22 protein-coding genes are annotated in these 26091 nt (G+C 72.9%); 13 read left to right on the top strand and 9 right to left on the bottom strand.

What is annotated here, in order from left to right:
- The first annotated feature begins 84 nt into the window (after window positions 1-84).
- The gene (locus tag ABD347_RS19430) at window positions 85-441 is read left to right on the top strand and encodes a YciI family protein (RefSeq protein ID WP_344363002.1); all 357 of its coding nucleotides are present in this window, start codon (window positions 85-87) and stop codon (window positions 439-441) included.
- Window positions 442-484: 43 nt separating this feature from the next.
- Window positions 485-1711, top strand: a complete 1227-nt coding sequence (locus ABD347_RS19425; RefSeq protein ID WP_344362999.1) for an RNA polymerase sigma factor — start codon at window positions 485-487, stop codon at window positions 1709-1711.
- A 135-nt stretch (window positions 1712-1846) separates the two neighbouring features.
- Here ABD347_RS19425 and ABD347_RS19420 read toward each other — a convergent pair whose 3' ends face one another.
- The gene (locus ABD347_RS19420) at window positions 1847-3028 is read right to left on the bottom strand and encodes a THUMP-like domain-containing protein (protein ID WP_344362996.1); all 1182 of its coding nucleotides are present in this window, start codon (window positions 3026-3028) and stop codon (window positions 1847-1849) included.
- Window positions 3029-3119: 91 nt separating this feature from the next.
- Here ABD347_RS19420 and ABD347_RS19415 point away from each other — a divergent pair, with 91 nt between their 5' ends.
- From ABD347_RS19415 to groL, 3 genes are all read left to right on the top strand, one after another.
- A complete protein-coding gene (locus ABD347_RS19415; RefSeq protein WP_344362993.1) occupies window positions 3120-4082 on the top strand; it encodes a polysaccharide deacetylase family protein in 963 nt (320 codons plus the stop codon).
- 477 nt (window positions 4083-4559) lie between these two features.
- Complete coding sequence (groES, locus tag ABD347_RS19410) at window positions 4560-4868, top strand: co-chaperone GroES (RefSeq protein WP_010471835.1); 309 nt, start codon at window positions 4560-4562, stop codon at window positions 4866-4868.
- Window positions 4869-4985: 117 nt separating this feature from the next.
- Entirely contained in the window at window positions 4986-6614 is a 1629-nt protein-coding gene (gene groL / locus ABD347_RS19405) for a chaperonin GroEL (protein WP_344362988.1), read from the top strand.
- A gap of 69 nt (window positions 6615-6683) precedes the next feature.
- On the opposite strand, the gene ABD347_RS19400 is transcribed toward groL, so the two are convergent.
- The 4 genes from ABD347_RS19400 to ABD347_RS19385 form a co-directional block, all read right to left on the bottom strand.
- Window positions 6684-7724, bottom strand: coding sequence for a hydroxyacid dehydrogenase (locus ABD347_RS19400; RefSeq protein ID WP_344362985.1), 1041 nt, complete (start codon window positions 7722-7724; stop codon window positions 6684-6686).
- A gap of 124 nt (window positions 7725-7848) precedes the next feature.
- Window positions 7849-9027 carry a substrate-binding domain-containing protein gene (locus ABD347_RS19395; RefSeq protein ID WP_344362983.1) on the bottom strand — a complete coding sequence of 393 codons (1179 nt, stop codon included), beginning with the start codon at window positions 9025-9027 and terminating at the stop codon, window positions 7849-7851.
- Between the two features lie 186 nt (window positions 9028-9213).
- Complete coding sequence (locus ABD347_RS19390) at window positions 9214-9987, bottom strand: SDR family NAD(P)-dependent oxidoreductase (protein WP_344362980.1); 774 nt, start codon at window positions 9985-9987, stop codon at window positions 9214-9216.
- A 121-nt stretch (window positions 9988-10108) separates the two neighbouring features.
- Window positions 10109-10777 carry an MOSC domain-containing protein gene (locus ABD347_RS19385; protein ID WP_344362978.1) on the bottom strand — a complete coding sequence of 223 codons (669 nt, stop codon included), beginning with the start codon at window positions 10775-10777 and terminating at the stop codon, window positions 10109-10111.
- Window positions 10778-10857: 80 nt separating this feature from the next.
- Here ABD347_RS19385 and ABD347_RS19380 point away from each other — a divergent pair, with 80 nt between their 5' ends.
- The gene (locus ABD347_RS19380; protein ID WP_344362977.1) at window positions 10858-11751 is read left to right on the top strand and encodes a LysR family transcriptional regulator; all 894 of its coding nucleotides are present in this window, start codon (window positions 10858-10860) and stop codon (window positions 11749-11751) included.
- A 164-nt stretch (window positions 11752-11915) separates the two neighbouring features.
- Here ABD347_RS19380 and ABD347_RS19375 read toward each other — a convergent pair whose 3' ends face one another.
- Window positions 11916-12236: a WhiB family transcriptional regulator gene (locus ABD347_RS19375; protein ID WP_344362975.1), complete on the bottom strand. Its 321-nt coding sequence runs from the start codon at window positions 12234-12236 to the stop codon at window positions 11916-11918.
- Window positions 12237-12626: 390 nt separating this feature from the next.
- Here ABD347_RS19375 and ABD347_RS19370 point away from each other — a divergent pair, with 390 nt between their 5' ends.
- The 4 genes from ABD347_RS19370 to ABD347_RS19355 all read left to right on the top strand — a co-directional run bounded on the left by ABD347_RS19370 (window position 12627) and on the right by ABD347_RS19355 (window position 16935).
- Complete coding sequence (locus ABD347_RS19370) at window positions 12627-13238, top strand: response regulator transcription factor (RefSeq protein WP_003948568.1); 612 nt, start codon at window positions 12627-12629, stop codon at window positions 13236-13238.
- Window positions 13239-13471: 233 nt separating this feature from the next.
- Window positions 13472-14059 carry a sigma-70 family RNA polymerase sigma factor gene (locus tag ABD347_RS19365; protein WP_344362974.1) on the top strand — a complete coding sequence of 196 codons (588 nt, stop codon included), beginning with the start codon at window positions 13472-13474 and terminating at the stop codon, window positions 14057-14059.
- 143 nt (window positions 14060-14202) lie between these two features.
- Entirely contained in the window at window positions 14203-15705 is a 1503-nt protein-coding gene (gene guaB / locus ABD347_RS19360) for an IMP dehydrogenase (protein WP_344362971.1), read from the top strand.
- A 105-nt stretch (window positions 15706-15810) separates the two neighbouring features.
- Window positions 15811-16935 (top strand): GuaB3 family IMP dehydrogenase-related protein, encoded by a 1125-nt coding sequence (locus ABD347_RS19355; RefSeq protein ID WP_344362968.1) that lies wholly within the window; start codon window positions 15811-15813, stop codon window positions 16933-16935.
- A gap of 121 nt (window positions 16936-17056) precedes the next feature.
- On the opposite strand, the gene ABD347_RS19350 is transcribed toward ABD347_RS19355, so the two are convergent.
- Complete coding sequence (locus tag ABD347_RS19350; protein WP_344362966.1) at window positions 17057-17554, bottom strand: hypothetical protein; 498 nt, start codon at window positions 17552-17554, stop codon at window positions 17057-17059.
- Window positions 17555-17687: 133 nt separating this feature from the next.
- The gene (locus ABD347_RS19345; protein WP_344362963.1) at window positions 17688-18929 is read right to left on the bottom strand and encodes a nucleotide sugar dehydrogenase; all 1242 of its coding nucleotides are present in this window, start codon (window positions 18927-18929) and stop codon (window positions 17688-17690) included.
- Window positions 18930-19163: 234 nt separating this feature from the next.
- Between ABD347_RS19345 and ABD347_RS19340 the strand changes: the two genes are divergently transcribed.
- The gene (locus tag ABD347_RS19340) at window positions 19164-20870 is read left to right on the top strand and encodes a glycerol-3-phosphate dehydrogenase/oxidase (protein ID WP_344362960.1); all 1707 of its coding nucleotides are present in this window, start codon (window positions 19164-19166) and stop codon (window positions 20868-20870) included.
- On the opposite strand, the gene ABD347_RS19335 is transcribed toward ABD347_RS19340, so the two are convergent.
- Window positions 20768-22069: a serine hydrolase domain-containing protein gene (locus tag ABD347_RS19335; protein WP_344362957.1), complete on the bottom strand. Its 1302-nt coding sequence runs from the start codon at window positions 22067-22069 to the stop codon at window positions 20768-20770. The genes ABD347_RS19340 and ABD347_RS19335 overlap by 103 nt on opposite strands.
- A 284-nt stretch (window positions 22070-22353) precedes the next feature.
- On the opposite strand from ABD347_RS19335, the gene ABD347_RS19330 reads away from it, so the two are divergent.
- A complete protein-coding gene (locus ABD347_RS19330) occupies window positions 22354-25122 on the top strand; it encodes a serine/threonine-protein kinase (protein WP_425575705.1) in 2769 nt (922 codons plus the stop codon).
- 137 nt (window positions 25123-25259) lie between these two features.
- On the top strand, window positions 25260-26091 hold an 832-nt coding region (locus ABD347_RS19325), incomplete at its 3' end, for a protein kinase (protein ID WP_344362955.1).

Genomic DNA, 26091 nt, shown 5'->3' with positions numbered 1-26091 from the left:
CGGGTGTCGATCCGGCTCCCGCCCGTTCGACGTATGGGTGAGAGGCGGGGAACGGCCCCGCCGCACACACCCGAGGAGACGGTCGTGCCGCGCTTCCTGACGATGATCCGTATCGACGAGAAGAACGCCCCCGCCGAGGGCCCGAGCCCCGAGCTCCAGGAGCGGATGGGCAAGCTCCTGGAGGAGATCACCAAGGCCGGGGTGATGCTGGAGACCGCCGGGCTCACGCCCAGTTCCCAGGGCACCCGCGTGACCTGGTCGGGCGGGCGGCTGTCGGTCACCGACGGGCCCTTCACCGAGTCCAAGGAGGTCATCGGCGGGTACTCGATCACCCAGTGCAAGGACAAGGCCGAGGCCGTCGAGTGGACCAGGCGGTTCCTCCGGACCCACGAGGACCACTGGACCATCACCGCCGAGGTGCGGGAGATCGCCGAAGGCTGACGCCCCGCACCGGCACCGGCCCGATGCGGCACCATGGGGAGGCGTGAGCGCACCCCACGCCGTGGAGACGGTGTTCAGGATCGAGTCGGCGCGGATCATCGCGGCCGTCGCCCGGATCGTCCGCGACGTGGGCATCGCGGAGGAACTGGCGCAGGACGCTCTGGTCGCCGCCCTGGAGCAGTGGCCGGAGTCGGGCGTCCCGGACAAGCCGGGCGCCTGGCTCATGGCCACGGCCAGGAACCGCGCCATCGACCTCGTACGCCGCCGTGAAACGTACGCGCGCAAGCTCGCCGAGGTCGGACGCGACCTGGAGACCGCGTACGAACCGGAGACGGCCGAACCGGACGACATCGACGACGATCTGCTGCGGCTCGTCTTCACCGCCTGCCATCCGGTGCTCTCCGCCGACGCGCGCGTGGCGCTCACGCTGCGGCTGCTCGGCGGGCTGACCACGGAGGAGATCGCCCGCGCCTTCCTGGTGCCCGAGGCCACGGTCGCGCAGCGGATCGTCCGGGCGAAACGATCCCTCGCCCGGGCGGGCGTGCCCTTCGAGGTGCCCCGCGGGCAGGACCGGGCGGCCCGCCTCGGGTCCGTGCTGGAGGTCGTCTACCTCGTCTTCAACGAGGGGTACGCGGCGACCGCCGGCGACCACTGGCTGCGCCCGGGCCTGTGCGAGGACGCGCTGCGGCTGGCGCGCGTGCTGGCCGGGCTGATGCCCGGCGAACCGGAAGTGCACGGGCTCGCCGCCCTCCTGGAGCTCCAGGCCTCGCGCACGGCGGCGCGCACCGGGCCGGACGGGGAGCCGGTGCTGCTGGCCGACCAGGACCGCGCGCGCTGGAACCGGCTCCTGATCCGGCGGGGCTTCGCGGCGCTGGAGAGGGCCGGGACGGGCCCGTACTCCCTCCAGGCGGCGATCGCGGCGTGCCACGCGCGGGCGCCGCGGTACGAGGAGACCGACTGGGCGACCATCGCGGCCCTGTACGGGCGGCTCGCCGCCGTCGCCCCCTCCCCGGTCGTGGAACTCAACCGCGCGGTGGCCGTCTCGATGGCCGACGGCCCGGCGGCGGGGCTGACGATCGTGGACGCCCTGGCCGGTGAACCGGCCCTGAAGGACTACCACTTGCTGCCGAGCGTACGGGGTGACCTGCTGGCCCGGCTCGGGCACGCCGACGAGGCCCGGGCGGAGTTCGAGCGAGCGGCTTCGCTGACGCGCAACGCCCGCGAGCGGGCCCTGCTGCTCGAACGGGCGCGTCCGGCGGGACCGGCCTGAGGGGCCTCCGCCCTGACCGGTCCGTCCCGCGCACGGCTCACCCGCCGGCCCGGTCCTCCCTCGCCGGCGGCCGGCTCTCGAAGAGGGCGCCGGTGAACGGCCCCGCGGGGGCGCGGGGCCACCGCCGTCGGCGCCCTATGCCACCGGCCGTCCGAGCAGCATCGTCGGCGCCCCCGCCACCCGGGTCAGGAAGACCGTTGCCGCGTGCGGTCCCTTCGGCTTGAGCTTGCGGCGCAGCTCCTCCGGCTCGACCGCCGAGCCGCGCTTCTTCACCGTGAGGGTGCCCACCTCCCGTTCGCGCAGCAGGGCCTTCAGCCTCTTGAGGTTGAACGGCAGCTCGTCGGTGATCTCGTAGGCGGCGGCGTACGGGGTGGGGCGTGGCTCGTCCGCAGTGATGTACGCGATCGTCTCGTCGATCAGGCCGCCGCCGAGGTCCTCGGCGACCTCCGCGACCAGGTGCGCGCGGATGACGGCGCCGTCCGGCTCGTACAGGTAGCGGCCGACGGCACGGACGGGAGGGTTGGGCAGGCCCCGGCCGGTGAGGCTGTGCGGGCCGGGCAGGAGGGTCGCGGTGACCCTGCCGGGACGGGTGCCGAACCACAGCACCGCCTCCTTCACGTCGCCGCCGTCCGAGACCCACTCGGCCTCGGCCTCCGGCGGGACCGTCTCGTGCGGGACACCTGGGGCGATCTTCAGCGCCGCGTGCGGGGCCTTGCGGGCCGCCTGGACGGCCCAGGACAGGGGCGGGGAGTACGCCTCCGGGTCGAAGATCCGCCCGCCCGACGCCCGCCCGCCGCGCCGCGCCGGGTCGACGAAGACGGCGTCGTACGGCGAGGTGTCGACCTCCGTGACGTCCGCGCAGCGCACCTCGATCAGGTCGGTCAGGCCCAGCGCGGCGGCGTTGGCGCGGGCGACCTCGACCGTGAGCGGGTCGCGGTCGACGGCGAGGACGCGGACGCCGGCGCGGGCCAGCGCGATCGCGTCGCCGCCGATGCCGCTGCAGAGGTCAGCGACGTCGCGCACGCCGAGGCGGGCGAAGGCGGCGGCGCGGTGTTCGGCGACCGCCTTGCGGGTGGACTGCTCGACGCCGCCGGGCGTGAAGTACATGCGGTGCGCGTCCCGCTCGCCGAACTTCGCCACCGCCCGCTGCCGCAGCCGCGCCTGCCCGAGCGCCGCCGTGACCAGCTCCGCGGGGTGATCGCGGCGCAGCCGGGAGGCGACCGCCAGCTCCTGGGAGGGGGTGTAGTCGCGCAGGGCGGTGAGCAGGGCCTGGCCCTCGTCGGTGAGGAGCGTGGAGAAGGCGGCGAGATCGGTCACCCGGCCCATTGTGGGCCAGGCGGGGGATGGTGCGCGTCAGGCGGCGGTGTCGGCCGGTGGCCGGGGCGGCGCGCTGACAGGATGCGGCGCCATGCAGCTAGTCCGACAAAAAGGTCAAACGGTAAGTAAGCGGGCGCGGTTTCTCCTCACCGCGTTGCTGGTCGCGGCGCTCGGATCCGCCTGTGCGGCGGAGACCGGTGCCGGAGGGGCGGGCACGGGGCCGGGCTCCGGAGCGGGCGGCGGCAGGGCCGAGCCCGCCGCGGGTCAGCAGCCCCAGCAGCCTCCCGACGCGGCCGCCGCCCTCACCGCGTACGTGGAGAAGGTCCGGCGGGCGCAGGCCGCCCGTGCGCTCGCCGCCCGGAAGTGGGGCCTCAAGGCCGCTCCCTTGGCCGCGCCCCCGCCCCCGGCGGCGGCCGACAGGCCGCACATCACCTTCCGCAAGGGCTTCGGCGTCGGCGACCCGACCCTGCCGCCCGTCTTCACCACCGTCCCGACCGAGGAGCGGGTCGTCTTCCTGACGATCGACGACGGCGCGGAGAAGGACCCCCGGCTGCTGGAGATGATGGACGAACTGGACATCCCCTACAGCGCCTTCCTCAGCGACTACCTGGTCAAGGAGGACTACGGCTACTTCAAGCGCATGCAGGACCGGGGCGTCGCCCTGCACAACCACACCCTCAACCACCGCTACATGCCGGCCCTCTCGTACGCGGAGCAGAAGCGCGAGATCTGCGGGCAGCAGGACACCATCGAGAAGCGGTACGGCAAGCGCCCCACGCTCTTCCGCCCGCCCTACGGCAACTACAACGCCGACACCCTCCGCGCGGCCCGGTCCTGCGGCGTCAAGGCCGTGCCCCTGTGGGCGGCCGAGGCCTTCCCCGACCGCATGGAGTGGCGTGAATGGGACCGGGACCTGCATCCCGGCGACATCATCCTCACGCACTTCCGCGGCACGGAGGACTGGAACGGCACCATGCCGGACATGATCAGGCAGGTGATGGACGTGGTCACGGCCAAGGGGTACGCGGTGGCCAGGCTGGAGGACTACGTGTGACCCCGACCACCGGCCGGGCTCGGCCGCCCTCGGCCGGGCCGGTCGTGCGGCCAGGCCGGCGGTGGACCGGCTCCGGCGGTCGTGCCGGCCCGGTCGGCGGCGGCCCCGGCACGGTCGCCGCATCGGCCCGGTCCGCCCGGTCGGCGGCCGATGGCGGCCGGTGGCGGTCGGTGGCGGTCGGTGGCGGTCGGCAGCGGCCGGTGCGGGACCGCCGCCGCCCGGGCCGGCGGTGCTTCTTCCCTCACCGGGCGGCGACGGCACCGGCCTTCCCGGGGGGTCGGTGACGCCACGACCGGGCGGTGAATTGGCACTCCGCTTGACCGAGTGCTAATCCCGGTCATAGTCTCAGCTCTGGCACTCCCCACTGGAGAGTGCCAACACAGCGACGGGCAGGTCCGGCACCCGCGACGACGGATCCACCTGGTCGCCACCTCAGACAGTTAACCCCGTGAGATCTCCGAAGGGGGAGGTCGGATCGTGACGACCACCAGCTCCAAGGTTGCCATCAAGCCGCTCGAGGACCGCATTGTGGTCCAGCCGCTCGACGCCGAGCAGACCACCGCCTCTGGCCTGGTCATTCCGGACACCGCCAAGGAGAAGCCCCAGGAGGGCGTCGTCCTGGCCGTTGGCCCGGGCCGCTTCGAGAACGGCGAGCGCCTGCCGCTCGACGTCAAGACCGGCGACATCGTGCTGTACAGCAAGTACGGCGGCACCGAGGTGAAGTACAGCGGCGAGGAGTACCTCGTCCTCTCGGCTCGCGACGTGCTCGCGATCGTCGAGAAGTAATTCACCCGAGCAAGATCGCTTTTGAGCTGCGCCCCTGGCCCCCGCTGATGACACATTGCCGGGCGGCGAGGGGCGCGGTTCGTCAACCAGAGTTTTCGAGAGGGCTGAATCGCTCCCATGGCGAAGATCCTGAAGTTCGACGAGGACGCCCGTCGCGCCCTTGAGCGCGGCGTCAACAAGCTTGCCGACACGGTCAAGGTGACGATCGGCCCCAAGGGCCGCAACGTCGTCATCGACAAGAAGTTCGGCGCGCCGACCATCACCAACGACGGTGTCACGATCGCCCGCGAGGTCGAGATCGAGGACCCGTACGAGAACCTCGGCGCCCAGCTGGTGAAGGAGGTGGCGACCAAGACCAACGACATCGCGGGTGACGGCACCACCACCGCCACCGTCCTGGCCCAGGCCCTGGTCCGCGAGGGTCTGCGCAACGTCGCCGCGGGTGCCTCCCCGGCCGCCCTGAAGAAGGGCATCGACGCCGCGGTCAAGGCCGTCTCCGACGAGCTGCTCGCGTCGGCCCGTCCGATCGACGACAAGGCCGACATCGCCGCCGTGGCCGCGCTCTCCGCGCAGGACCAGCAGGTCGGCGAGCTCATCGCCGAGGCGATGGACAAGGTCGGCAAGGACGGTGTCATCACCGTCGAGGAGTCCAACACCTTCGGTCTGGAGCTGGACTTCACCGAGGGCATGGCCTTCGACAAGGGCTACCTGTCCCCGTACATGGTCACCGACCAGGAGCGTATGGAGGCCGTCCTCGACGACCCGTACATCCTGATCCACCAGGGCAAGATCTCCGCGATCACCGACCTGCTGCCGCTGCTGGAGAAGGTCATCCAGGCCGGCTCCTCCAAGCCGCTCCTGATCATCGCCGAGGACGTCGAGGGCGAGGCCCTGTCGACCCTGGTCGTCAACAAGATCCGCGGCACGTTCAACGCCGTCGCGGTCAAGGCCCCCGGCTTCGGCGACCGCCGCAAGGCGATGCTCGGCGACATGGCCGCCCTCACCGGCGCCACCGTCATCGCCGAGGAGGTCGGCCTCAAGCTGGACCAGGCCGGTCTGGACGTGCTGGGCACCGCCCGCCGCGTCACCGTCACCAAGGACGACACGACGATCGTCGACGGCGGTGGCAACACCGAGGACGTCACCGGCCGCATCGCCCAGATCAAGGCCGAGATCGAGACCACGGACTCCGACTGGGACCGCGAGAAGCTCCAGGAGCGCCTCGCGAAGCTGGCCGGCGGCGTGTGCGTGATCAAGGTCGGCGCCGCCACCGAGGTGGAGCTGAAGGAGAAGAAGCACCGTCTGGAGGACGCCATCTCCGCGACCCGCGCCGCGGTCGAGGAGGGCATCGTCTCCGGTGGTGGCTCCGCGCTCGTCCACGCCGTCAAGGTGCTGGACGGCAACCTCGGCAAGGACGGCGACGAGGCCACCGGTGTCGCGGTCGTCCGCCGCGCCGCCGTGGAGCCGCTGCGCTGGATCGCCGAGAACGCCGGCCTCGAGGGTTACGTCATCACGTCGAAGGTCTCCGAGCTCGACAAGGGCCAGGGCTTCAACGCCGCCACCGGTGAGTACGGCGACCTGATCAAGGCCGGCGTCATCGACCCGGTCAAGGTCACCCGCTCGGCCCTGGAGAACGCCGCCTCCATCGCCTCCCTGCTGCTCACGACCGAGACCCTGGTCGTCGAGAAGAAGGAAGAGGAGCCGGCGGACGCGGGCCACGGCCACGGTCACGGCCACTCCCACTGACGCCTGCTGAGCGTTACGAGGCCCGGTGCCCCCGTCGCGGGGGCACCGGGCCTCGGTGTTTCCACGGCTCTACGCGGAGCGGCCCAGCTCCGAGGGCCGCACCGGATCCTCGAACGGCTCGCCCTTGGCGTACCGCTCCAGCTCGTCCAGGGCCTGGTCCGCCATACGGTGCAGCTCGTTGCCGAGCGAGCCCGCGATGTGCGGGGTGAGCAGCACGTTGGGGAGGGTGTAGAGCGGGGAGTCGGGGGACGGCGGTTCGGGGTCGGTCACGTCGAGCACGGCGTTGAGGCGGCCCGCGGTGAGGTGCGGGAGCAGGGCGGCCTCGTCGACCAGGGAGCCGCGCGAGGTGTTGATGAGCGTGGCGCCGTCCGGCATGAGGGCCAGCTGCGCGGCGCCGATCAGGTGGCGCGTGGACGGCAGTTGCGGGGCGTGTACGGAGACGATGTCCGCACGGGCGCACAGCTCGTCCAGCGCGGCGGGGACGGCGCCGAGCGCCGAGGCCGCGTCGCGGGTGACGTACGGGTCGTACAGCAGCACCTGTACGTCGAAGGGGCGCAGCAGCTCGATCACGCGGCGGCCGATGCGGGACGCGCCCACGACGCCGACCGTGCGGCGGTGGTTGCCGCTGTCGGAGAGCTCCCGCAGCCAGTCGTGCCCGGCGCGCAGCTCGCCGTACCTCCGCGCGGCGCGCAGGACGCGCTTGCCGCTCAGCAGGATGGTGGCCAGCGTGTACTCGGCGACGGGCAGCGCGTTGGCCGCGGCCGCCGAGGTCACGGCGATGCCGCGCTCCCAGCAGGCATCGGTGACGTGGTGCTTGACGGAGCCGGCGGCGTGGACGACGGCGCGCAGGCGCGGCGCCCTGTCCAGGACGGACGCGGTGAGCGGTGTCGCCCCCCAGCAGGTGAACAGCACCTCCGCCTGCGCGAGCGCGGACGCCACCAGGGGCGAGGGCGCGGTCAGGTCGTGGGCGATCAGGTGCGGGTCGGTGCGGGCGAGTGCGGTGAGACGGGCGAGGTGGGCGTCGGTGAGCAGCCGCCCGGCGATGCCGGGGCCCATGGCGAGCAGCAGGGCGGGGCGTCCGGCGGACCGGTTGTCAGTGGCGTGGTGCATGGTGGGACGGGTGCTCCTCACGTGCGGCCTCACTTGACGCTGCCGGGGTCGGAAGGCGTGGCCGTGATGATCGAGCCCCTCATGAGCGAAGTCAAGAGCGAAAGATTGATCGATCGAAAAACGATCAGAGCACTTTCGGCTGATCCGCCCCGCACGAGCCCCGCACCCGCAGGCGCGGCAGCAGCGTCACATGCCGGCGGGGATCCTCCTCCGCGCCCGGGTGGTCACGCTCCTCGGCGCGGCCCGCCCCGGCCCCGTGGTCAGGAGTCCCCGCCGCCCGGACGAGCCGTTCGACCAGGAGTTCCGTGGCCAGCCGGCCCACCTGCCGCTTGGGTGGGGCGACCGCGGTCAGCGGGGTGTCGGCCAGGGCCGCGACCTCGTCGTCGTACGCGATCAGGGCCAGGTCCCCGGGCACACGCACGCCCAGCTCGGCGAGGCGCTGCACGATCTGGATGGCGTCCACGTCGTTGTGGACCAGCGCCGCGGACGCCGTGCCGGAGGAGACCGCCGAGCACAGCGCCCGCACCGCCTCCTCGAACCCGTCCGGGTCCAGCTCGGACGGCACCGAGTCGATCACCGGCCCCGGCTCCGCCAGCCCCAGGGCCCCCAGCGCCTGCGCGTACCCCGTCCGCACGGCCAGCGCGGTCGGGCTGTCCGCGCGGGCCACCAGCAGCGGCGCCCGGTGCCCCATCCCCACCAGGTGGCGTACGGCGAGGGCCACCCCGTGCCGGTGGTCGGACGACACCCGGTCCAGCCCGTCCAGCGCCGAACCCGGCGTGGCGCGCCGCTCCAGGAGCACGGTCGGCACCGGAAGCCCGGCGATCCAGTCACCGTGCCGTTCCTGGTCGCCGGGGGCCCGCCAGCCCGGTGCCACCAGCAGGCCTTCCGCGCCCGCGGCGAGCAGGCCCTCGGTGCGGGCCCGGTCCTCCTCCGGCCGGTAGTCGGAGATCCGCAGGACCAGCCGCGCCCCCGCCCGCGCGGCCGCCTCGCGCGCCCCGCGGATCACCTCCGCGAAGTAGTACGTCGCCGAGGGCGCGAGCAGGCCCAGCACCGGACCGCCGCCCGGCGCCCCGGCCACCGCCCCGCCGGCCGGGCGCCGTTCGCCCCCGCCTTGCCCCCCGGGCCACGACACCTGGCCGTGCGCCCGGTCCAGCAGGCCCCGGGCCGCCAGGGCCTCGGCGTCCCGGCGCGCGGTCACGGGCGAGACGCCCAGTTGTGCGGCGAGGTCCGAGACCCGGGCCGTGCCGCGCTCCCGCACCAGGGCGAGCAGACGGTCGTGACGTTCAACAGCACTCTCGCGCACGGCAAAATCCCCTCCGGGTGTGGTGGCTCGGTCGAGCGGCGCCCGTCGTCGGACCCCGAGTCACCGCGGAAGCACGGCTGATCGAACAGCGATCGTCCGATCATTCTTTCGTGGGTAGTGACGCTCGACCACGCAGAGGTTGATGGCCCCGGAACGCCGCGTGACCCGTCGCGGTGGCCCGGGGGACTACCGCGGCCCGTACTTGCGGCCCGCCCGGGAGCTGACACCCCCGAGCAGGCTGCGCGGCGCCAGCTTCACCACGCCCATCAGGGCCTTGTAGCGCGGGTCCGGGATCGACAGCGTCCTGCCCCGCGCCAGGTCCGCCAGCGCCGCGGCCACCAGCTTGTCGGCGTCCAGCCACATCCAGCCGGGGATGTTGTCCGTGCCCATCCCGGCCCGCTCGTGGAACTCCGTCCGCACGAACCCCGGGCACAGCGCCATCAGCCGCACCCCGCTCCCCGCCAGGTCGCGCGCCGCGCCCTGCGTGAACTGCACGACCCACGCCTTCGACGCCCCGTACGTGCCGCGCGGCACGAAGGCGGCCACCGAGGCGACGTTCACCACACCGCCCCGGCCGCGGTCCCGCATCGACGCGGTCGCGGCCGACGTCAGCCGCAGCACCGCCTCGCAGTGCACCTTCAGCATCCTCAGCTCGTCGGCCATGGACACATCCAGGAAGCGGCCCTTGTTGCCGAACCCGGCGTTGTTGATCAGCAGGTCCACCGGCCGCTTCCGGTCCGACAGCCGTGCCTCCACGGCCGCGATGCCGTCCTCCTCCGCCAGGTCCGCGACCAGGACCTCGGCCTCGATCCCGTGCCGGTCGTGCAGCTCGGTGGCCTGTTCCCGGAGCCGCTTCCCGTCCCGGGCCACCAGCACCACGTCCCGGCCGTCCGCCGCCAGCCGCCGCGCGAAGGCGGCCCCGATTCCCGCCGTCGCGCCCGTAATCAGTGCAGTCGTCATGAGCGGCACGTTAGTGCCCCGCGCGGACAACGGGACGCGCGGTCCCGCGGGGCGGCGGACATCCCGCCGTACATGTACGGAGTATCAGGATCCGCCACCCGTCCGAGAGTCGGCGCGACCGCTAGGAGTCCCGTGAGGCGGCGTACTTGAGCGCCGCCTCGCGTACCTCCGGGTCCAGCGCCTCGCCCGCCGCGAGCGTGCGCGGCAGCAACTCCCGGTGACCCATGAACGCCCGGAACACCAGCTCGACGGTCACGTCGTGGTCCGGTCGGTGCACGATCTCGATCGCGTCACCCGCGCGGATCTCCCCCGGCTCGACGACCCGGAGGTACGGGCCCGGGGCGGCGCGCCGGGTGAACCGCCTCACCCAGCCCTGCTCGCCCAGCCAGCTCGCGAACGTGCGGCACGGAACGCGCCCGGACGCCACCTCCAGCACCGCCGACCCGCCGATCCGCCACCGCTCCCCGATGAGCGCGGCGTTGACGTCCAGACCCAGGGTCGTGAGGTTCTCCCCGAAGGCGCCGTTGGCCAGCGGCCGCCCCAGCTCGGCCTCCCAGTGGTCCAGGTCCTCCCGGGCGAACGCGTACACCGCCTGGTGGGTCCCGCCGTGGTGGCGCAGGTCGCACACCGTGTCCCCGGCAACGCCGCTCGCGCCCTCGCCCCTGGGGCCCGGATCGGTCACCCGCACCGGACCGTCGGCCGGCCGCTTGTCGATGCCCGTCGTGCCGCTGGGCGCGTCGGTGTACTCCACGGCCTTCGGCCGCCCCACGTTGACGGTGAGAACTCGCATGGCGACACGCTAGACCGACCGACCTCAAAGCAGCCAGTGGATATTTCGCACACCGCCCAAGCGAGCCTTATATTCGAAGGGTGATCGAAGCCCGCCATCTGCGCGTCCTGCGCGCCGTCGCCACCACCGGCTCCTTCTCCGCGGCCGCGCGCGAACTGGGCTGCACCCAGCCCGCCGTCAGCCAGCAGATGAAGGCGCTCGAAGCCTCCGCGGGCACGCCGCTGCTGGTGCGTACGGGCCGCGAGATGCGCCTGACGCAGGCCGGTGAGGCGCTCGTACGCCACGCCTCCGGCATCCTCGCCGGCCTCACCGCCGCCGAGGAGGAGATCGCCGCCATCGCGGGCCTGCGAGCCGGACGCGTCCGGCTGGTCTCCTTCCCCAGCGGCAGCTCCACCCTGGTGCCCACCGCCCTCGCCGCCCTGCGCGCCGCCCACCCCGGCACCCGGGTGTCGCTCGTCGAGGCCGAGCCGCCCCGCTCGGTCGGGATGCTCCGCGACGGCGACTGCGACGTGGCGCTCGCCTTCCGTTACCGCCCCACCGCCGCGGAGTGGGACGACCTCGTCGTCCGCCCGCTCCTCGCCGACCGCCTGGTCGGCCTCGTCCCGGAGGGGCACCGTCTCGCGGACGCCGACGCCGTGGCCATCGGGGAGCTGGCCGAGGAGTCCTGGATCGCGGGCTGCCCCCGCTGCCGCCGCCAGCTCGTGGACGTGTGCGAGACCGCCGGCTTCACCCCGCGCATCGACTTCGCGACCGACGACTACCCGGCGGTCGTCGGCCTGGTCGGCGCGGGTCTCGGGGTCGCGGTCATGCCCGAGCTCGCCATCCGCTCGGTACGCCCCCGGGGCGCCAGGACGGTGGTGGTGGAACCGGCCGTCGAGCGGGAGATCGTCGCCCTCACCCTCCCGGATCTGGCCAAGGTCCCGGCGGTCGCCGCCACCCTCGACCAGCTGACGCGCGCGGCGGCGCTGGCGTAGGGCGCCCCGGGCCCCGAGCCCGTCACGCGTACCGAGGGGCGGCCCGGCGAGGCCGCCCCTCGGCCTGATGCGGGGCAGCCGCCTCGCCGAGGGCCGGATGGAGCGGGTGGGGTGCGGAGCCGTGAGCGCCCGGAAGAGCCGGGAACCCGCGCAGAAACGTTCCTTCAGGCGCGGGCCGGAGTCCCCTGCGAAGCCGTGACGAGACGGTTGCGGGCTCGTCCCATGAGTTCTTCGCGCTCGTCCTCGGTGAGGCCGCCCCATACGCCGTAGGGCTCCCGCACGGCCAGCGCGTGGGCCGCGCACTCCGCGCGGACCGGGCACCGCATGCAGACCTCTTTCGCCGAGTTCTCGCGCGCACTCCGCGCCGCGCCGCGCTCCCCCTCGGGGTGGAAGAAGAGCGAACTGTCGACCCCCCGGCAGGCCGCGAGCAGCTGCCAGTCCCACAGGTCGGCGTTGGGTCCGGGAAGGCGGGAGAAATCTGCCATAGCGCATGTCCCCTTGGTTCCGGTACTGAGCGGGTGAGTGGGCTGATACAGCCTCGACCGTACAACTACTGTCTTAGTAGATGTAAATATGACTCATTGCGAATCTAGCCACAGACACCAACAAAGTGAAGGAAAAGCCGCTAAATGGGGCATAGCTCTGAGTGAAGCAACGGTGACCTGCGTCGCTCTGCTCCGTACGCGCTCCCTCACGTAGAGTGCCGAAGGGGTGGGGCGTACCCGTAACTCTTTCGAGTGACCGTCGTTGAGAGTGCGGAGGCGGTTGAGAGAACAAGCGCTCGGGCAGATGTCCGGGGGCGTCAACCGCACAGGTGACGATTCGTAACCAGCCTGGAGGCTCAAGGTGACGCGCATCAGCTGCGGAGGACGGCCATGACATCCGTCCTCGTCTGCGACGACTCCCCGCTTGCCCGAGAAGCGCTCCGCCGCGCCGTCGCGACGGTGCCCGGCGTCGAGCGCGTGACGACCGCGGCCAACGGCGAGGAAGTCCTCCGCCGCTGGGGCGCGGACCGCTCGGACCTGATTCTGATGGACGTACGCATGCCCGGGCTGGGCGGCGTGGAGACCGTCCGCCGGCTGCTCTCCGCGGACCCCGGCGCCCGCATCATCATGCTCACCGTCGCCGAGGACCTGGACGGCGTGGCGCTCGCCGTCGCCGCCGGTGCCCGTGGCTACCTGCACAAGGACGCCTCGCGCGCCGAGCTGCGGGCCACGGTCACCCAGGCCCTCGCCGACCCGACCTGGCGGCTCGCCCCGCGCCGGCTGCGCTCGGCCGAGATGGGCGCGGCCCCCACCCTCACCGCGCGTGAGATCCAGGTGCTCGAAGGGATGAGCCACGGCCGCTCCAACGCGGAGATCGGCCGCGAGCTCTTCCTCTCCGAGGACACGGTGAAGACGCACGCCAGGAGGCTCTTCAAGAAGCTGGGCGCATCGGACCGGGCGCACGCGGTGGCGCTTGGCTTCCGCTGGGGCCTGGTGCGCTAGCGCGTGACCGTACCGATCCCCGTCCGCCGCCCGGCGGACGGGGCGGCGGAGGCCCGATATCCGTTTCCGGCCCGATGCCGCATCCTTGAAGGGTGGAGTTCCTCGGGGACGAGTCGATCGAGCGGGAGGGGAGGGCGCAGGAGATGACGTCCGGCGCACCTGCTCATAACGCTTCGGTGCACAACAGTGGAGGCGGTGCCGCGGACGAGCGACCGCCAAGGCACCATGGACCGATGCGCGACGACGAGGCGGCCCATGCCCACGGGGCCATCGGTGCGCTCGTACACCGTGCGGTGGATGGCGACGAGCAGGCCACGCACGACCTCCTGGCCCACGTCCACCCCCTGGCGCTGCGCTACTGCCGTACGCGGCTGAGCCGCCTGCCCGGCGACGCGCGCCACTTCGTCGAGGACCTCGCCCAGGAGGTCTGCGTGGCGGTGCTCATGGCGCTGCCGCGCTACAAGGACACCGGACGCCCCTTCGAGGCGTTCGTCTTCGCCATCGCCGGCCACAAGGTCGCCGATCTCCAGCGCGCCGCCATGCGGCACCCCGGGTCCACCGCCGTGCCCTCCGACGAGATGCCCGAGCGGCCCGACGACTCCCTCGGTCCGGAGGAGCGGGCGCTGCTCAGCGACGACGCGGAGTGGGCCAAGCGTCTGCTCGCCAACCTCCCCGAGAACCAGCGCGAACTGCTGGTGCTGCGGGTCGCGGTCGGCCTGACCGCCGAGGAGACCGGCCAGATGCTGGGCATGTCCCCCGGGGCCGTGCGGGTGGCGCAGCACCGCGCGCTCAGCCGGCTGCGGGCGCTCGCCGAGCAGTGATCCGCGCGGGCGGGGTGGACGCGCGTGCGGCCGTACGTGTGAACGTACAAACCTTTCGGGTGATCTTGCTCGTGGAATGAGACACGGCCGCGGCCCGTTAGCATGGACATCCGCACCGATCAAGGCCATTTGGGGAAGGTGTCATGACTGCCAACGTCGACGGAGTGCCCGAGAAATTCGCGACACTCGGGCTGACCTACGACGACGTGCTGCTGCTGCCGGGCGCGTCCGACATGGCGCCCGACCAGATCGACACTTCCTCGTACATCTCCAAGAACGTACGGGTGAACATCCCGCTGCTGTCCGCCGCCATGGACAAGGTCACCGAAGCCCGGATGGCGATCGCCATGGCCCGGCAGGGCGGCGTCGGTGTGCTCCACCGCAACCTGTCCATCGCCGACCAGGCCAACCAGGTCGACCTGGTCAAGCGCTCCGAGTCCGGCATGGTGACCGACCCGATCACCGTCCACCCGGACGCGACGCTCGCCGAGGCCGACGCCATCTGCGGCAAGTTCCGCATCAGCGGCGTCCCCGTCACCGACCAGGCGGGCAAGCTCCTCGGCATCGTCACCAACCGCGACATGGCCTTCGAGACCGACCGCACCCAGCAGGTGCGCGACGTCATGACGCCGATGCCGCTGGTCACCGGCAAGGTCGGCATCTCCGGTGTCGACGCCATGGAGCTGCTGCGCCGCCACAAGATCGAGAAGCTGCCGCTCGTCGACGACGCGGGCATCCTCAAGGGCCTCATCACCGTCAAGGACTTCGTCAAGGCGGAGAAGTACCCGAACGCGGCGAAGGACAAGGAAGGCCGGCTGCTCGTCGGCGCCGCCGTCGGTGTCGCGGGCGACGCCTTCGAGCGCGCCCAGGCACTGATCGAGGTGGGTGTCGACTTCATCGTCGTCGACACCGCGCACGGCCACTCACGGCTCGTCGGCGAGATGGTCGCCAAGATCAAGTCGAACTCCTCGGTGGACGTCATCGGCGGCAACGTCGCCACCCGCGACGGCGCCCAAGCGCTGATCGACGCCGGCGTCGACGGGATCAAGGTCGGTGTCGGCCCCGGCTCCATCTGCACCACCCGCGTGGTCGCCGGTATCGGCGTCCCGCAGGTCACCGCCATCTACGAGGCCTCCCTCGCCGCCAAGGCGGCCGGTGTCCCGGTCATCGGCGACGGCGGCCTGCAGTACTCCGGCGACATCGCCAAGGCCCTGGTCGCCGGCGCCGACACGGTGATGCTCGGCTCGCTCCTGGCGGGCTGCGAGGAGTCGCCCGGTGAGCTGATGTTCATCAACGGCAAGCAGTTCAAGTCGTACCGCGGCATGGGCTCCCTCGGCGCCATGCAGTCCCGGGGCGAGCAGCGGTCCTTCTCCAAGGACCGGTACTTCCAGGAGGGCGTCGCCTCCGACGAGAAGCTGGTGCCCGAGGGCATCGAGGGCCAGGTGCCCTTCCGCGGCCCGCTCTCCGCGGTCGTCCACCAGCTGGTCGGCGGCCTGCGCCAGTCGATGTTCTACGTCGGTGGGCGCACGGTTCCCGAGCTCCAGGAGCGCGGACGGTTCGTCCGGATCACCTCGGCGGGCCTCAAGGAGAGCCACCCGCACGACATCCAGATGACCGTCGAGGCGCCCAACTACAGCAGGAAGTGATCCACGCGCGCGTGGGGGGCGGTACCGGCATGTGGCCGGAACCGCCCCCCACGCGCGTGTCGGGGATACTGGTAGGCGCAGACGTAGAGGGAAAGGCCACACATCGTGACTGAGATCGAGATCGGGCGCGGCAAGCGCGGCCGCAGGGCGTACGCGTTCGACGACATCGCCGTCGTACCGAGCCGGCGCACCCGGGACCCGAAGGAGGTCTCGATCGCCTGGCAGATCGACGCCTACCGCTTCGAGCTGCCGTTCCTGGCCGCTCCCATGGACTCGGTGGTCTCGCCGCAGACCGCGATCCGCATCGGCGAGCTGGGCGGCCTCGGCGTCCTCAACCTCGAGGGTCTGTGGACCCGGTACGAGGACCCGCAGCCGCTGCTCGACGAGATCGCCGGGCTGGACGAGGACAACGCCACCCGCCGTCTGCAGGAGATCTACGCGGCCCCGATCCAGGAGGAGCTGATCGGGCAGCGCATCAAGGAGGTGCGCGACTCGGGCGTGGTCACCGCGGCGGCGCTCTCCCCGCAGCGCACCGCCCAGTTCTCCAAGGCGGTCGTCGACGCCGGTGTGGACATCTTCGTCATCCGCGGCACGACCGTCTCCGCCGAGCACGTGTCGGGCGCGGCCGAGCCGCTCAACCTCAAGCAGTTCATCTACGAGCTCGACGTCCCCGTCATCGTCGGCGGCTGCGCCACCTACACCGCCGCCCTGCACCTGATGCGCACCGGTGCGGCGGGCGTCCTGGTCGGCTTCGGTGGCGGCGCCGCGCACACCACCCGGAACGTGCTGGGCATCCAGGTCCCGATGGCGACCGCCGTCGCGGACGTGGCGGCCGCCCGCCGGGACTACATGGACGAGTCCGGCGGCCGGTACGTCCACGTCATCGCGGACGGCGGGGTGGGCTGGTCCGGCGACCTGCCCAAGGCGATCGCCTGCGGCGCCGACTCGGTGATGATCGGCTCGCCGCTCGCGCGGGCGACCGACGCGCCGGGCAAGGGCCACCACTGGGGCATGGAGGCGGTGCACGAGGACGTGCCGCGCGGCAAGCTGGTCGATCTGGGCATCGTCGGCACCACCGAGGAGATCCTGGCGGGTCCCTCGCACTCGCCCGACGGTTCCATGAACTTCTTCGGCGCGCTGCGCCGCGCGATGGCGACGACGGGCTACAGCGAACTCAAGGAGTTCCAGCGCGTCGAGGTCACGGTCGCGGACGCCCAGCACAAGCGCTGACCCGCATTCGCCGGTACGTGAAGGGGCCCGCACCAACCGGTGCGGGCCCCTTCCGTCCGTGCGGCGACCGCTCAGGCCCTCAGAAACCGGCTTTCAGGAGTCGGCCTTCAGGAGTCGGCCTTCAGGAGTCGGCCTTCTTGGCGCCGGCGAAGGCCGTGACGGCGGCGATGGCGAGGAAGACGTACGTCATGGCTTCGGCGGTCTCCTTCCACAGGTCGGTCAGCGAGCCGAACTCCTCCATGAGGATTTCGGGGGCGGACCCGCCCAGGGTGTTGCTGATGACGACCGCCATCGCGACCAGCTGGCCGAGGTAGACGGCGGCGATCGACAGGACCGCGGCGACCACGGGCAGGGCCGGATTGCGACCGCCGGCCTTGGCGGCGGCGAAGCCGACGAGGAACCCGACACCGACAGCGGCGTACCCGATCTCCCGTTCGATGGTGCCACCGATCGCGCCGTACGCGACGGCGGCGACGAGGGCGGCCACGACCGCGGCCACCAGGCCGAGCGCGACGTTGTCCCGCGCGGGGGCGGCAGCCGGGGCGGGTGCGGGCGGGTAGGGCGTGGCACCGGCGGGACCGCCGAACGGGTTGCCGGGCGGCGGAACGGGCTGGCTCATGCTGGGAATTCCCCCTGGAACGTGCACGGCCAAGCCGCACACCTGTGCGTATAAAGGCCGTGTGAAGTAGAGGGTCCGGAGACTAACAGTCCGGTCCGGCGTCCGCCCCCCGATATCCGGGCAGGAGCCCGCCCTACAGGCGGTGGGCCGCGCCCGCCGGGGTGACTCCCCGGGTGTCCAGGAGGAGCTGGGCCTTCACGGCCAGCCCCTGGAGGTCGTAGGTGCGGTGGTGCTGGAGCAGCACCGTCAGATCGGCCGCGGCCGCCGCCTCGTACAGGGAGTCGGCCCGGGGGACGGGCAGGTCGCGGACACGCCAGTCGGCGACATAGGGATCGTGGTAGCTGACCACCGCGCCCATGTCCATCAGGCGGCGGCCGATCTCGGCCGCGGGGGAGCCCTCCTGGTCGGCCAGGTCCGGCTTGTAGGTGACGCCGAGCAGCAGGACGCGGGCGCCGCGCGCGGACTTGCCGTGCTCGTTGAGGAGCGTGGCGCAGCGCTGGATGACGTACTGGGGCATGCGTTCGTTGACCTGGCCGGCCAGCTCCACCAGGCGCAGAGGGCGGTGCGGGCCGATGGTGTCGACGGGGACGCCGTGCCCGCCGACGCCGGGGCCGGGGCGGAACGCCTGGAAACCGAAGGGCTTGGTCTCGGCGCACCGGATGACGTCCCACAGGTCGACACCGAGTTCGTGGCAGAGCACCGCCATCTCGTTGACCAGGGCGATGTTGACGTGACGGAAGTTGGTCTCCAGCACCTTGACGGTCTCGGCCTCGCGGGTGCCCCGGGCCCGTACGACCTTGTCGGTGAGGCGGCCGTAGAAGGCGGCGGCTGATTCCGTGCAGGCGGGGGTGAGGCCGCCGATGACCCGGGGCGTGTGCGCGAAGCCGTGCGCGCGGTTGCCGGGGTCGAGGCGGCCGGGGGAGTACGCGAGGTGGAAGTCGCGGCCGGCCGTGAGCCCCGAGCCCGTTTCCAGCAGCGGGCGCAGGACGTCCTCGGTGGTCCCGGGGTGGACCGGCGATTCGAGCAGGACCGTCGTGTTGGGCCGCAGCCGGGCGGCCAGCGCCCGCGCCGCCTCCGTGACGGCGGCCAGGTCCGGGGTGCGGTCGGCGCCGAGGGGGGTGGGGGCGCAGATGACGGCGGTGCGGACTCGGCCCAGTTCGGTGGGGTTGGTGGTCGGCCGGAAGCCCCCCGAGAGCATCCGGCGGATCTCCGAGGCGGTGAGCGAGCCGTCGACCGGGGGCCGGCCGGCCGCCAGCTCCGCCACGGGTCGCGGGTCGGTGTCATAGCCGATGGTGTCGATCCCGGCGGCTGTGGCGGCTTGGGCGAGGGGCAGTCCGAGGTGGCCGAGGCCGATGACGGCGAGGTCTGCGGGCATGGGGTGATGCCGTCCTTCCCAGTAGCCGGAGTGGACGAGAGACGCAAGTCCTGTGGACGGAACGAGCGCAGCGCAATGTCAGACTAGGCGTAAATATGACCGTTATGCGGCATTGTGAGCCGTGGTTCGGCCGAGTGTTGTCCACAGGCGGTGGCTGAAGTCGGGGGGCCGGGACAGAATCGAGTCTGTGAGCCCGACCACACAGGGACCACACGGGGGCGACGGGAGGCAGCGGTGAGGACAGCGACACTGGGACCCGCCGAGCGCGCACAGGCGCTGGCGGCCATGGCCGATCGTGAACTGGACGTGCTGGTCGTGGGTGCCGGAGTGGTCGGCGCCGGGACGGTACTCGACGCGGCGACACGCGGACTGACGACCGGACTGGTGGAGGCGCGCGACTGGGCGTCGGGCACCTCCAGCCGGTCGAGCAAGCTGATCCACGGCGGATTGCGCTATCTCGAGATGCTGGACTTCGCGCTCGTACGGGAAGCGCTGAAGGAGCGCGGGCTGCTGCTGCAGCGCCTCGCACCGCACCTGGTGAAACCGGTGCCGTTCCTCTACCCGCTCCAGCACAAGGGCTGGGAGCGGTTCTACGCGGGCTCCGGCGTGGCGTTGTACGACGCGATGTCCATCTCGTCCGGCCACGGGCGCGGACTTCCCGTGCACCGGCACCTGTCACGGCGCCGGGCGCTGCGCGTGGCGCCCGCGCTGAAGAAGGACGCACTGGTCGGGGCGTTGCAGTACTACGACGCGCAGATGGACGACGCGCGTTTCGTGGCGACCCTGGTGCGGACGGCCGCGAGCTACGGCGCGCACGTCGCCAGCCGGGCGCGGGTGGTCGGCTTCCTGCGCGAGGGCGAGCGGGTGGTCGGCGCCCGGGTGCGGGACGTGGAGGCGGGTGGCGAGTACGAGGTCCGGGCCAAGCAGATCGTCAACGCGACCGGAGTGTGGACGGACGACACCCAGGCGCTGATCGGGGAGAGGGGGCAGTTCCACGTCCGGGCGTCCAAGGGCATCCACCTGGTCGTGCCCAAGGACCGGATCCACTCGAGCACCGGTCTCATCCTGCGCACCGAGAAATCGGTGCTCTTCGTCATCCCGTGGGGCCGCCACTGGATCGTGGGGACCACCGACACCGGCTGGGACCTGGACAAGGCCCACCCGGCGGCGTCCAGCGCCGACATCGACTACCTGCTGGAGCACGTGAACAGCGTGCTGGCGGTCCCGCTCACCCGGGACGACGTGCAGGGCGTGTACGCCGGACTGAGGCCCCTGCTGGCCGGCGAGTCCGACGCGACGAGCAAGCTGTCCCGCGAGCACACCGTGGCCCACCCGGTGCCGGGTCTCGTCGTGGTGGCGGGCGGCAAGTACACGACGTACCGGGTGATGGCCAAGGACGCGGTGGACGAGGCGGTGCACGGCCTCGACACGCGGGTCGCGGCCTGCGTCACCGAGGACGTCCCGCTGCTGGGCGCCGAGGGATACCGGGCGCTGTGGAACGCGCGCGCGAGGATCGCCGCCCGGACGGGGCTTCACGTGGCGCGGGTGGAGCACCTGTTGAACCGGTACGGCTCGCTGGTGGAGGAGCTGCTGGAGCTGATCGTCGCCGACCCGAAGCTGGGCGAACCGCTGGGCGGCGCCGACGACTACCTGAGGGCGGAGGTCGTCTACGCCGCGTCGCACGAGGGGGCCCGGCACCTGGACGACGTGCTCACCCGGCGGACCCGGATCTCCATCGAGACCTTCGACCGGGGGACGCGCAGCGCGCGGGAGTGCGCGGAGCTGATGGCCCCGGTGCTGGGCTGGGACGAGGGGCAGATCGGAAGGGAGGTGGAGCACTACGAGAAGCGGGTCGAGGCGGAACGCGAGTCGCAGCGGCAGCCGGACGACCTGACGGCGGACGCGGCACGGCTGGGCGCGCCGGACATCGTGCCGCTGTAGGCAGGACCAGGGACGCGGCGGTGCGACGTCCGCCCGGCGCCCGGCGGGCGCTGGGCGCCGGCGGCGGCGGAGGGCGGGTGCTGGGCGCCGGTGGCGGAGGGCGGGCGCGCTCCCCGGTCGTGCTGCGCGTGGGCGCGCGGGGCGGTACCCCGGCAGAACTCCTCCTCCAGCAACGCCGGTTCGAGGACGTGGCGGGTCCGGTCGGCGAGGTGGTCCGTATTGACACGGAAGGTGACGGTGTGCCGGCCGTCGCCGGTCGTGGCGGAACGGACATAGCTGCCGGTGATGTGGCCGTTGTGCCCCCACACCGTGACGCCGCAGGAGAGCCGGAGCGGATAGACGCCCATGCCGTACCAGCCGTTCGTGGGACGGGTGTCGAGCAGCTCCCGGAGCTGGGGCGGCGGCAGCAGGCGCCCGGAGAGGAGTCCGGCGTAGAAGTGGTTCAGGTCGTCGAGGGTGCTGATCAGTTCACCCGCGGCGTCGGCGGCCCGCGGGTCGAGAACGGTGACGTCCCGGCCGGTGACGTCGTACGCCCGGCCGTGCGGCGTGGGCAGCGTCGTGCGGGCGCCCGGGAGGGAAGTGCCCGTGAGCTGAAGGGGCCTGATGATGCGCCGACCGACCGCGGCCGCGTAGGAGCGGTCGGTCACCCGCTCGATGACGAGGCCCAGCAGGACGTAGTTGGTGTTGGAGTACGCGTAGCGGCCGACGGGACCCGGCGGGTGGCCGGCCAGCGCGCGGCGGACCGCCTCGCGAGCGGTGGTCCGCGTGAAGGACGACAGGGCCGCCCCGGCGTCGGTGTACTCGGGCAGGCCGCTGGTGTGGGTGAGCAGCGCGCGCAGCGTGACGCGGCGGCCCGCCGTGCCGGGGACCAGGCCCGGCAGGTGGCGGGCGACGGGATCGTCGAGGCGCAGCCTGCCCTCCGCGGCGAGTTGGAGCACCACCGTCGCGATGAACGTCTTGGTGACGCTGCCCGCGCGGAAGCGGTCGGCGCGGCGGATACCGGGACCCGCCGCCTGGAACCGCGACGCGGTGGGCGAAGCGGACACCATCGCCGCGGCCGGGGCCCGGCCCTCGGTGACGAGCCGGGGCAGAACGGCGGAGGGAGGGGTGGGGGAGGGGCCCCCCGGCAGCGGGCTGACGCCGAGTCCGAGCAGGGCGGTGACCAGCGGAATGGCGAGCCGGGCACGGAGCAGTGGCATCGTGGGGTCCCTTCTTCGGGGCCCATCCTGACGGACTGAGGACCCGGGACATCCACCGGTCCCGGAGTGAGAGACAATGGACGCTCTTCCAGGGCGGGTTACCGCATCGCGCGGAAGCGGCAGGCGCGGGCGAGGATCAGGGATCGCAGAGGGGACGCATGTCGGGAGCGGAGCAGTCGCGGAACGCGGCTCGGGAACCTCAGCGGGACGCGGCGAAGCCGGGCGTCGGGGCGGACGGGCCGGACAGGGGACCGCGCGCCGAATCGGCCGAGGGCGCACCCGCCATGCCGGGTACCGAGCCGGTCAAGGACGCGACCATGAAGCTGGGCGCCGGCCGGCCCGAGCCTGCGGCCGACGGGTCCGGCGACCCCAGGTCCAAGCCTGCGTCCGACGCGTCCGACGCGTCCGACGCGTCCGACGCGGCCGGCGCGGCCGGCGGGCCCTCGGGCAAGGACCCCGCCGCGACGCCCGGTTCGGGCGCGGGCGGTTCCGTTCCCGCCCCCCGCACGGCCGGATCGGCCCGGCCGGACGGATCGCGTGGACCGGGTGGACCGGGGGGCCGGCCGGACGCGGGCGCCGAAACCACCGGGTCCGGTGACCGGCCGGCCAAGGGCGCGGGCGGCGAGCGGGACGCGGTTCGGCAGGGCGGCGCGGCGAGCGTGGCCGACGAAGCGCGGGTCGAGGCGCCGTCGTCCGCCACCGGCGCGGGAAGTGGCGGCCGTTCGGTGCCCGCGGCGCGTTCCGGCGCGGCCGGTGGCGCCAACGAGCCGAAGGACCCGAAGGGCCCGGAGGTGCCGGGGGTGCCGGAGAGGGCTGCGGGTCTGAAGGGTTCGGAGGGCTCGGAGGCGCCGGTGGCGTCCAAGAGTTCGGAGGGGCCGGAGGCGCCGCTGGCGTCCAGGGGTTCGCTGGGCTCGGAAGGGCCGGCGGGCGCGAAGGGGGCTGCGGGCTTGAAGGGTTCGGAGGGCTCGGAGGTGCCGAAGGGGGCGGGGGAGCCGCTGAAGGCCCCGGGGACCGGGGAGGCCGAGGAGCCGAAGAAGGCCGGGGAGCCGCAGGCGGCCAAGGCCATGGGGGAGCCCAAGTGGGCCAAGGAGCCGAAGGGAGCGGGGGAGTCCAAGGGCGGCAAGGTGGCGTCGGGGCCGGCGGAGGCGAAGCCGGCGCCGCCCGGCGGGCGCGGCGGCCGGGCCGGGGCGGCGTCGGCGACGCGGCCGACGGGTGAGGGACGGCTGCTCGCCGGCCGGTACCGCCTCGGCGGCGTACTGGGCCGCGGCGGCATGGGAACCGTCTGGCGGGCCGTGGACGAGACGCTCGGACGCACCGTCGCCGTCAAGGAACTCCGCTTCCCCAGCAGCATCGACGAGGAGGAGAAGCGCCGCCTCATCACGCGTACCCTCCGCGAGGCCAAGGCCATCGCCCGGATCCGCAACAACGGCGCGGTGACCGTCTACGACGTCGTCGACGAGGACGACCGCCCCTGGATCGTCATGGAGCTGATCGAGGGCAGGTCGCTCGCCGACGCCATCCGGGAGGACGGCGTCCTCACGCCCAGGCGCGCGGCCGAGGTCGGCCTCGCCATCCTCGACGTCCTGCGCTCCGCGCACCGCGAGGGCATCCTGCACCGTGACGTGAAGCCGTCCAACGTCCTCATCGCCGACGACGGCCGGGTCGTTCTCACGGACTTCGGCATCGCGCAGGTCGAGGGCGACCCGTCCATCACGTCGACGGGCATGCTCGTCGGCGCCCCCTCCTACATCTCGCCCGAGCGGGCCCGTGGCCACAAGCCCGGACCGGCGGCGGACATGTGGTCGCTGGGCGGCCTGCTCTACGCGTGCGTGGAGGGCTGCCCGCCGTACGACAAGGGTTCCGCCATCGCGACGCTGACCGCCGTGATGACCGAGCAGCTCGACCCGCCGAAGAACGCCGGACTGCTGGAGGAGGTCATCTACGGCCTGCTCCACAAGGACCCGGCCAAGCGCCTCGACGACGCGGGCGCCCGGGTCCTGCTCAACCACGTGATCCACGCGCCGGAGGCGTCCGTGGCGCCGGTGGCCGAGCTGTCGCCGGAGACCACGCGCATCGTGCCCCTGCTGCCGCTGCCCGGCGAGGAGGCGCTCGCCAGGCCCAAGGAGGCGGACGACGCCGCGGCGGAGCGGATGCGCGGCGCGCTGCGTTCGGTACGCAACGCGGCGGCGTTCGCCAAGGCGGAGCCGGCGGCCGGGTCGCAGACCGCCGAGCGTTCCGCGCCGGTGGCTCCCGCGCGGGCACCGCTCACGGATGTGGTGCCGCGCCGTACGCTGGTGATCATCGCGGTCGTCGTCGCACTCGCCGTGCTCGCGACCGTGCTCGCCATCGCCCTGAGCGGCGACGACGAGCCGGGCGCCAAGGGCCAGGGCACACCCGGAACCGACCGGACGGCCTCGGCGGGTTCCGCGGTCGCGCAGGGCGCCACCGGCGGCAACGACGGCCGGCCCGACGGCGAACAGGGCAAGGAGCAGGACGAGGGGCGGGGAAGCGAGCAGCCCGGCACCGGGGGCACGGGCGGCACCGGTGGGGCGACGCCGTCCGGCGGGCCCTCGAAGGGTGACGCGGGGGCGTCCCTGCCCGCCGGGTACACCATGGTCGGCAACGACCGGTTCCACTTCACCATGGCCATGCCGTCGAGCTTCCGCCCGACCGGCGTGGCCGGGCGGAACTCGGGCGCGATATACAGCGAGAGCGGCGGGTTCCCGCGCGTCCAGGTCGACTTCACCAGCAGCCCCAAGGACGACGCGGTGGCCGCCTGGACGGCCGCCTTGGCCGGTCTCAGGGCGAGTGTCAGTGGCTACCGGCACCATGGGATCGACAAGGTGGAGTACAAGGGTTATCCGACGGTCGCCGACTGGCAGTTCGAGCGCGAGCAGAACGGGGAGCGGGTGCGGGTGCTCAACCGGGGCTTCAAGGTCGACGCCGAGCACGGTTACGCGATCATGATCACCTGCAAGGCCGGTGAGTGGAACGGCACGGAGTGCAGGACGCTGCGGGACACGGCGTTCGCCACATTCAGCCCCAAGGACTGACCAGGGCCACGTATCGTGAGAGCTCGTGAGCCGTACGCAGCCGGAGTGAGCGGGTAACTGCGCACCGAACGACCGGATTTGACGGTTTCGCACGGGTTGTGAAGCCGGGGACAGCTCGCTCGTGGGGAGGCGGCGTCGTGGACGACTATGCGGGGAGGGTGCTGGCCGACCGCTACCGCCTGCCGTTGCCGCCGTCCGACGAGTACGAACTCGTCGAGACGCGGGCCTTCGACACGTACAGCGGCCAGGAAGTGCTGGTACGGCAGGTGCCGTTGCCGGAGGTCGTCGACGCCGAGGTGGTGGATCCGGAGGAGCCGGACGGGTACGCCGGTCCGGCCGGAGGGCGGGTGCCGCCACGCGGGCCGGTCCGGGGGCGGGTGTCCCGGCGCTCCGGTGACCCGGCGGTACGGCGGGCCATCGAGGCCGCCCAGGCCGCCGCGCAGATCCCGGACCATCCTCGTCTCGACCAGGTGTTCGACGTTTTCGCCGAGGCCGGGTCGTTGTGGGTAGTGAGTGAACTGGTCGCGGCCAGGCCCCTGGCGGCCCTGCTCGCCGAGGAGCCGCTGAGCCCCTACCGGGCGGCCGAGATCGGCTCCGAGGTGCTCACCGCGCTGCGCGCGCTCCACGCGCACGGCTGGGTCCACCGGAACATCACGGTACGCACGGTGCTGGTCTGCGACGACGGGCGCGTGGTGCTGACGGGGCTCGCGGCGGGCGCGGCGGAAGAGGCGCTGTGCGGGTACGCCCCGGTGCCCCGTCCGGAAGCCGACGACGACGTGCCCCCCGCACCGGCCCCCACCGGCCCCGCCCCCGTGCCCCTGCCGGCGCTCGCACCCGGGTACGAGCCGGCCGCACCCGCACTGCCGGAGCCGCCGCTGCCCGTACGTCCGGAATCGCCCGCGCGCCCCGTGCCGCCCGCGCTGCCGGGGTTCGCCGCGCCGGCCGGGGCGCTGGAGCCGGCCGCGCCGG

It is taken from the genome of Streptomyces gobitricini (assembly GCF_039532985.1).
Taxonomy (GTDB): domain Bacteria; phylum Actinomycetota; class Actinomycetes; order Streptomycetales; family Streptomycetaceae; genus Streptomyces; species Streptomyces gobitricini.
This window is presented reverse-complemented; position numbering and strand designations above follow the sequence as displayed.